Raw genomic sequence first — 228 nt, forward strand, 5'->3', positions numbered from 1 at the left:
GGATTTTTTGGATATCATGGAAATCCGGCTGCTTCAATATATTCAGCTTGCCTCCATAATACACATTATCCGCTCGGGGAAGCAGCAGTGCCTGCTGGAACGTCCGGAACAATTCCCCGTAACGTTCGATGTGCTGGCGCAAGAGCGCGAGCGTTTCCTGCTCGAGGCGCCTATGCAGATCATACAGCGAGACGCCGATAAGCCGCTCGTTCAAGATATTGACCATCT

The 228-nt window shown here is 51.8% G+C and carries 1 pseudogene; it reads right to left on the reverse strand.

The window, feature by feature from the left end:
• Positions 1-214 (reverse strand): annotated as a pseudogene (locus SB775_RS34545) (heat-inducible transcriptional repressor HrcA); the annotation flags it as partial.
• Positions 215-228: the final 14 nt, after the last annotated feature.

The sequence above is a fragment of the Peribacillus sp. SIMBA_075 genome, from assembly GCF_046534585.1.